The 7,293-nt window shown below is 74.5% G+C and carries 7 protein-coding genes; 5 read left to right on the forward strand and 2 right to left on the reverse strand.

Going from position 1 to position 7,293, the window contains the following annotated elements; genetic code table 11:
* Positions 1 to 18: 18 nt before the first annotated feature.
* Entirely contained in the window at positions 19 to 591 is a 573-nt protein-coding gene (locus E1266_RS16335; protein WP_132047768.1) for a hypothetical protein, read from the forward strand.
* A 228-nt stretch (positions 592 to 819) separates the two neighbouring features.
* Positions 820 to 1,422: a CGNR zinc finger domain-containing protein gene (locus tag E1266_RS16340; protein ID WP_132047770.1), complete on the forward strand. Its 603-nt coding sequence runs from the start codon at positions 820 to 822 to the stop codon at positions 1,420 to 1,422.
* A 9-nt stretch (positions 1,423 to 1,431) separates the two neighbouring features.
* Here E1266_RS16340 and folP read toward each other — a convergent pair whose 3' ends face one another.
* Positions 1,432 to 2,277 (reverse strand): dihydropteroate synthase, encoded by an 846-nt coding sequence (gene folP, locus E1266_RS16345; protein ID WP_132047772.1) that lies wholly within the window; start codon positions 2,275 to 2,277, stop codon positions 1,432 to 1,434.
* A 177-nt stretch (positions 2,278 to 2,454) separates the two neighbouring features.
* Between folP and gmd the strand changes: the two genes are divergently transcribed.
* The 3 genes from gmd to E1266_RS16360 all read left to right on the forward strand — a co-directional run bounded on the left by gmd (position 2,455) and on the right by E1266_RS16360 (position 6,115).
* Complete coding sequence (gene gmd / locus E1266_RS16350) at positions 2,455 to 3,489, forward strand: GDP-mannose 4,6-dehydratase (RefSeq protein WP_132047785.1); 1,035 nt, start codon at positions 2,455 to 2,457, stop codon at positions 3,487 to 3,489.
* Positions 3,490 to 3,580: 91 nt separating this feature from the next.
* Positions 3,581 to 5,149: an MFS transporter gene (locus tag E1266_RS16355; protein ID WP_132047774.1), complete on the forward strand. Its 1,569-nt coding sequence runs from the start codon at positions 3,581 to 3,583 to the stop codon at positions 5,147 to 5,149.
* Between the two features lie 93 nt (positions 5,150 to 5,242).
* Positions 5,243 to 6,115, forward strand: a complete 873-nt coding sequence (locus E1266_RS16360; protein WP_132047776.1) for a LysR family transcriptional regulator — start codon at positions 5,243 to 5,245, stop codon at positions 6,113 to 6,115.
* 57 nt (positions 6,116 to 6,172) lie between these two features.
* Here E1266_RS16360 and E1266_RS16365 read toward each other — a convergent pair whose 3' ends face one another.
* Positions 6,173 to 7,087, reverse strand: coding sequence for an Lrp/AsnC family transcriptional regulator (locus E1266_RS16365; RefSeq protein ID WP_132047778.1), 915 nt, complete (start codon positions 7,085 to 7,087; stop codon positions 6,173 to 6,175).
* Between the last annotated feature and the right edge of the window lie 206 nt (positions 7,088 to 7,293).

Here is a 7,293-nt window from a genome sequence, read left to right on the forward strand (position 1 = left end):
AAGGCGAGGGGGCCCGCCATGAGGCATGCACGGGACGGGGCTGCCGCGGCGATGAGCGCCGCCTCCAGGATCCTCGTCGCGCGGGGCAAGAACGAGCCTCAGGAGCTGGAGAACCCGGAAGTCGCCTGGGGTCAGCGCGCCCGCGACGGCGTGTGGGTGCCGACGCGGGACGGCCAGCGGATCCACCTCGGCATCGACGTGGCCGCGGCGGACACCGTCGCCCAGATCCTGCGCCCCAGCCTCCGGGTGTTCGTGGGCGTGGACGTCGACACCGACATCGTCGCGCAGACGACGGCCGGCGGCGTGCGGCTGCTGACGGTGATCCACGGACCCGACGCCCCCTCGGAGTTCCGGTTCACGGTGTCCCTGGCCGACGGCCTCACCCTGGAGTCGATGCCGTCCGGCGGCTACGACGTCGTCCACCTGCGGTACGGCGCGACCGTGGGCCGCCTCTACAACCCGTGGGCGAGCGACTCGATGTTCCGCCAGGTCAAGGCCGACTACACCCTGGAGGGGTCGGCCGTCACCATGCGGGTCCAGCACACCGACGCCTACTACCCGGTCGTGGCCGACCCGCACTACGAGCGCTGACCCGGCCGCCCGGCCACGTCCGGCCACGCTCGCCCGGACCCGCCGCCGTGCCCACCGCACAGGACGTTCCGGCCGGATCAGGCCGCCGTTCGCCAGCGCGTCCTGGCGGGGTTGCCCGCAGCCGGATGCCGTCCGCGTCATATGGTTGTTGCCCCACACGGGCCGCGTTCCGGCCCCGGCGGCGCGGCCGGGCACACGATCGCCCCGGTCCCGGAGACTGGAGTCATTGTGATCTTCACCCATGACACCGAGCACGCGCTCGCCGTCGTCGTCGACCTCATCAACACCGGCGCGGCGGCGTCCGGCACCGAGCGCCTCGGCGGGCTGCCCGGCCTGCAGGCGTTCGTGGAGCGCAACACGTTCAGCGACGTCGGCCGGCTCACTGACGCCGACCTGGTCCGGGTGCTGGACCTGCGCGCCCGCTTCCACGCGGTGTTCCGCGCCGACGACGTCCAGGCCGCGGTGGACCGGATCAACGAGATCGTCGGGGAGGTCCGCACCACCCCGCACCTGACCGACCACGACGGCTACGACTGGCACGTCCACTTCTTCGCGCCCGGCGCGCCGCTGGGCGAGCACCTGGCGGCCGACTGCGGGATGGCGCTGGCGTACGTGGTGGCGGCGGGCGAGCTGGACCGGCTGCGCACGTGCGAGGCGCCCGACTGCAGCCGGGTCCTGGTGGACCTGTCCCGCAACCGCTGCCGCCGCTACTGCGACAGCCGCACCTGCGGCAACCGCATGCACGTCGCCGCCTACCGGGCCCGCCGGCGCGAGGGGGCCGCCCCCTCCCCGCGGACCGCCGCCGCGAAGAAGGCGCCCGCGACGCGCTGAGCCGCGGAGCTAGCAACCGGCGCCGAGGGCGCCGCACCGGTCCAGCGCCCGCCGGGCGGCGCGGACGTCGTGGACGCGGAAGACGCGGGCGCCGAGGAGGGCGGAGACGCCGAGGACGGCCATCGTGCCGACCCCGCGCCCGTCGACGGGGCGGCCGAGGGTCTCCCCGATGAAGTCCTTGTTGGACACCGCGACCAATACCGGCCATCCGGTGCCGGTGAGCTCGCCGAGCCGCCGGGTGATCTCCAGCGAGTGCCGGGTGTTCTTGCCGAAGTCGTGGGCGGGGTCGATGAGGATGGCGTCGCGGCGGACCCCGAGGGCGGCGGCGCGCTCGGCCAGGCCGGTGATGTGCGCGATGACGTCCGCGACGACGTCGCCGTACCCGATCCGGTGCGGGCGGGTGCGGGGCGGGAGGGCGCCCGCGTGCGAGCACACCAGTCCGATGCCGTGCTCGGCGGCGACCTCGGCGAGCCGCGGGTCGGGCCCGCCCCAGGTGTCGTTGAGCAGGTCGGCGCCCGCCCGCGCCACGGCGTCGCCGACCTCGGCGCGCCAGGTGTCGACGCTGATCACCGCGGCGGGATGGCGCTCGCGGACGGCGGCGACGAGGTCGACGACCCGGCGCAGCTCCTCCGCGACGCCGACGTCCTCGCCGGGGCCGGCCTTCACCCCGCCGATGTCGACGATCTCGGCGCCGTCGGCCACGGCGCGGTCCGCGGCGGCGAGGGCCGCGTCGAAGCCGTAGGTGGCGCCGCGGTCGAAGAACGAGTCGGGTGTGCGGTTCACCACGGCCATGATCGCGTGCGGGCCGATCTCGCGCCCGTTCAGCCGCAGCGGCGGCACGTCCGGTGAGGTCATGATGCACTCACCGTGGCACATCGCGGGCCCGGCGGGCCAACCAGAAGCGAATTCGGTCCAAACGGCGCCCTCTCTCGTCATCGGCCTGGAGTGGTCGGTAATCTCATATGTCACGCTCGTTGCGGGATTCTCCCGTGGTGGGCCCGCGTCGGACCTATTTCAGCCATGGAGGATCCGCTGTCCAGGCGAGCACTCATCACCGGCATCACCGGACAGGACGGCTCGTATCTGGCCGAGCATCTGCTTGAGCTGGGATACGAGGTCTGGGGCCTGGTGCGGGGGCAGGCGAACCCCCACGTGTCGCGGCTGCGCAAGCACATCGGCGACGTGCAGATCACCACCGGTGACCTGCTGGACCAGGGCAGCCTGATCTCGGCGGTGGAGCGGGTCCAGCCCGACGAGGTCTACAACCTCGGCGCGATCTCCTACGTGCCGATGTCGTGGCAGCAGGCCGAGCTGACCGCGGAGGTCACCGGCATGGGCGTGCTGCGCATGCTGGAGGCGATCCGGGTGGTGTCGGGCATCAGCCCGTCCCGCACCCCGGACCGCGAGCAGATCCGCTTCTACCAGGCGTCGTCGTCGGAGATGTTCGGCATGGTGCGGGAGACCCCGCAGAACGAGGAGACGCCGTTCCACCCGCGCAGCCCGTACGGGGTGGCCAAGAGCTACGGGCACTACATCACGCAGAACTACCGCGAGTCCTACGGCATGTTCGCGGTCAGCGGGATCCTGTTCAACCACGAGTCGCCGCGCCGCGGCGCCGAGTTCGTGACCCGGAAGGTGTCGCTGGGGGCGGCGCGCATCAAGCTGGGCCTGGCGGACGAGCTGCGCCTCGGCAACCTCGACGCCCGGCGCGACTGGGGCTACGCGGGCGACTACGCCCGCGCGATGCGGATGATGCTCGCCCAGGACTCCCCCGAGGACTACGTCATCGGAACGGGCCAGACGCAGTCGGTGCGGGAGCTGGTGGAGTTCGCGTTCCGCACGGCGGGCCTGAACTGGGAGGACCACGTCGTCCTGGACGCCCGCTACACCCGGCCCGCCGAGGTCGACCTGCTGTGCGCCGACCCGAAGAAGGCGCGCGAGCAGCTCGGCTGGGAGCCCGCGGTGACGTTCGAGGAGCTCGTGACGATGATGGTCGAGTCGGACATGCGGCTGCTGTCGCGGTCCGCGCGGCCCGAGGACGAGCCGTTCAGCCCCGACCACTGGTGACCGCCGCGCCGGACGCGTGACCCGGCGGGACGCATGACCGGGCGCGAACGTGGCACGATGCAGGCATGTTCGCCGATGAGCCGGCCGCCTGATGGCGGACGTCCGGCTGGGAACCGGGCCCGGACGCTGGATCCTGCTGGCGACGGTCCTCGGGTCGGGCGTGGCGATGCTCGACGCCACCGTCGTGAACGTGGCGCTGCCCGCGCTGGCGGACGACCTCGGCGCCGACATGGCCGGGCTCCAGTGGACGGTGAACGCCTACACGCTGACGCTCGCCGGGTTCATCCTGCTCGGCGGGTCGCTGGGCGACCGGCTCGGGCGCCGGAGGATCTTCCTGACCGGCGTCGTCTGGTTCGCGGTCGCGTCGGCGCTGTGCGGCCTCGCCCCGAACATCGAGACCCTGGTCCTGTCGCGGGCGCTGCAGGGCGTGGGCGGGGCCCTGCTGACCCCGGGCTCCCTGGCGATCATCCAGGCGTCGTTCACCGCCGACGACCGCCCCCGCGCGGTGGGCGCCTGGTCGGGCCTGGCCGGGGTCGCCGGCGCGGCCGGGCCGTTCGCGGGCGGCTGGCTGGTGGAGGCGGCCGGATGGCGCTGGGTGTTCCTGCTGAACGTCCCGCTGGCCGCCGTGGTGGTGCTGGTTGCGGTGCGGCACGTCCCCGAGAGCGCCGACCCGGAGGCCCGCGGGCGCTTCGACGTGCTCGGCGCGGTGCTGGCGGCGCTCGCGCTGGCGGGGACGACGTACGCGTTCACCGAGGCGCCCGCGGCCGGCCCGAGCCCGCTGGTCGCCGGCGCGGCCGCGGCGGGCGCCGCGGCCGCCGTCGCCTTCGTGCTCGTCGAGCGGGCCCGCGGCGCGGGCGGGCCCCGCGGCGGCCGGCGGCCGGGCCGCGAGCCGCCGCCGCGGCCGATGCTGCCGCTGGACGTGTTCGCCTCCCGGCAGTTCAGCGCCGTCAACCTCGTCACGTTCATCATGTACGGCGGGATGGGCGTGCTGTTCTTCCTGTTCGTCCTGAACCTCCAGGTCGTCGGCGGGTTCTCGCCGATCGCCGCGGGGACCGCGCTGCTGCCGGTCACGGTGCTGATGCTGCTGCTGTCGGCCCGGGCGGGCGCGATCGCGCAGCGGATCGGCCCGCGGCTGCCGATGACGGCCGGGATGCTGGTGGCGGCCGCGGGGATGCTGCTGGTCGCCCGGGTCGGCGAGGGCGCCTCGTACCTGCGCGACGTCCTGCCCGCCGTGGTGGTGTTCGGGCTGGGGCTGTCGGCGGCGGTCGCGCCGCTCACCGCCACCGTGCTCGCCACCGCCCAGGTCCGCCACGCGGGCGTGGCGAGCGGCGTCAACAACGCCGTGGCGCGTACCGCGGGGCTGCTGGCGGTGGCGGCGATCCCGCCGCTGGCCGGGCTGACCGGCGACGCCTACCAGAACCCCGCCGAGTTCTCGCGCGGGTTCGGGATCGCGATGGTGGCGTGCGCCGCGCTGCTGGCCGCCGGGGCGCTGCTGACCTTCCTGACCGTCGCCGACGACGCGCTGCGGACCCCGTCCGGGGAGAAGGTCGCACCGGAGTGCCGGACCCAGTGCGGCGTCGGCGCCCCGCAGCTGCAGCCCCGGCCGGAGGCCGTCGCCGCGGGCCCGCGCGGGGACGCGCCGCCGGGCACGCGGCCCTGACCACCTGGCCGGACGGGGCCGCGGGCATCGATTCTCGGTCCGATTCCGGCTATGTCCAGGACCGAATCGGTTCGTTGTCATACGGTCGAGGGCATGAATCTGCGGCAGCTGCGCTATGTCGTGGCCACCGCCGACCACGGCACGATGACGTCGGCGGCCCAGGCTCTCTACGTGGCCCAGCCCGCGCTCTCGCGGGCCGTCCGCGAACTCGAGCGCGAGCTCGGCGTCGAGCTCTTCGCGCGCTCCGGCCGCGGCGTCGTCCTCACCCCCGTCGGGGAGCAGGTCGTGCGGGAGGCCCGCGTCGCGCTGGACGCCGTCGAGGCCATCGAGGCCCTGGCGGTCACCCGGGCCAACGGGCGCGGCGCCGACCTGCGCATCGCCGTCACGGCGTCCCTGGAGCCGGAGCTGACCGGCCGGCTCATCCCCCGCTTCGCCCGCGACCAGCCCGCCGTCCGGGTCCGGGTGATCCGCTGCGAGGACCGCGACCAGGTCGCGGCCGCGCTGCGCGCGGGCCGCGCCGACCTCGCGCTGACCGACCTGCCCGTCCCCGGCGACATGTCCGCGCACCCGTTCGAGCAGCGGGAGGTCGTGCTGATCTCGCCGCCCGCGCTGCAGGTCCGCGAGCCGGTGCCGCCCGCGGCGCTGGACGGGATGCGGCTGGTGCTGCCCGCCCGCGGCAGCGCCCGGCGCGCCGAGATCGACACGCTGCTGCGGCGCATCGGCGCCGTCCCGGTGGCGGCGGTCGAGTCCGACGAGCGCGGCGCCTGGCTCGGCTGGGTCCGCGCCGGGATGGGCTCCCTGCTGTGGTACCGCAACCAGATCGAGGACACCGAGGGCGTGACGGTCCGGTCGTTCATGCCGCCGCTCACCCGCATGATCGGGCTCGTGCACGCGCACCGGAGGCTCCCGCCCGCCGCCCGCGACTTCCTCACGTTCGCCAAGGAGACGGCCCGCGAGGACCACTGACCCGGCGGCCGCGTGCGGTGCCCCGGCCACGGGCGGGCCGTGGCCGGGGCGGGGAGGTCAGGACGACCCGTTGAGGGGATAGGCGGGGAGTTCGACGGCGTAGGACTCCTTGACCACGTCCAGGTGGTGCCAGGACTCCCGGACCGTCACCCCGGGCACCGAGCGGATCGCGTCGAGCACGCCGACCAGCTCGCTGCGGGTGGCCGCCTCGGCCTGCCCGACGATGTCGTAGCGGCCGAAGCCCGTCGCGAGGTAGCGGACGCCGTCCTGGGCGGCGACCGCCTCGGCGGTCTTCCGCAGCCCGCCGGTCACCACCAGCCCGAAGCCGCCGAGCTCGGCGGCGCCGAGGGCCAGCGGATCGGCCAGGCCGGTGACCTGGATGACGCCCGAGCGCATGAGCCTGACCACCCGGGCCCGGGTGGCGGCCTGCGACAGCCCGATGACGTGCGCGAGGCGGGTGTAGGGGGCGCGCCCGTCGCGCTGCAGCTCGTGCAGGAGCCGCCAGTCGATGTCGTCCAGGCTGATCTCGCCGAGCTCGCGCACCACCGCGTGCTTGTCGCGCACGGTGGCCACCGACCGGAACACCTCGGCCGCGCGCACCCCGGGGATGGACCGGATGTGGTCCACCTCGGCGGCGAGGGCGGCGTCATCGCGGGTGCGGACCTGCGCGACGAGGTCGTGCGGCCCCGCGGTCAGCGCGGTGAAGCTGACGGCGGGACGCTCGGCGACGGCCGCGGCCGCCTCCCGCGCCGACCCGTCCACGGCGACCGACACGTGCCCGATCGCCTCCGCGCCGACGACGGCGGCGTGCACGATGCCCACGACGCGGACGACGCGCGTCTCGAGAAGGTGCTGCACCCGTGCCCGCACGGCCGTGCGGGAAAGCCCGACGCGGTCGGCGAGCGCCTGGAACGTCGCCCTGCCATCCCGCTGGAGCTCGCGGACGAGCACGGCGTCGACCGCATCCAGCACGGCTTTCCTCCTCGACATCTGATGACCAGTTCTGCCAGCTGCAAGATCATTCCATTTCGGGACGGTATGACGTCAAATATTGATCTTGCTCGTGTTCGCCGTGCCCGGGGGCCGTCGATGCGTCTGCTCCGGGTTCGGGGCGGCGCCGTTTCCGACGCCCGGCGAACCCCGTCGAGAGCGCAACGCTGCCGGGGACGGGGCGGGCG

It is taken from the genome of Actinomadura sp. 7K534, assembly GCF_004348575.1.
In the GTDB taxonomy this organism is placed as follows: Bacteria; Actinomycetota; Actinomycetes; order Streptosporangiales; family Streptosporangiaceae; genus Spirillospora; species Spirillospora livida.

Bases quoted from the DNA above. Each gene is read 5' to 3' on its own strand.
- E1266_RS16335 (WP_132047768.1), top strand. From the start codon at position 19: ATGAGGCATGCACGGGACGGGGCTGCCGCGGCGATGAGCGCCGCCTCC.
- folP (WP_132047772.1), bottom strand. From the start codon at position 2,277: ATGACCTCACCGGACGTGCCGCCGCTGCGGCTGAACGGGCGCGAGATC.
- E1266_RS16355 (WP_132047774.1), top strand. From the start codon at position 3,581: ATGGCGGACGTCCGGCTGGGAACCGGGCCCGGACGCTGGATCCTGCTG.
- E1266_RS16360 (WP_132047776.1), top strand. From the start codon at position 5,243: ATGAATCTGCGGCAGCTGCGCTATGTCGTGGCCACCGCCGACCACGGC.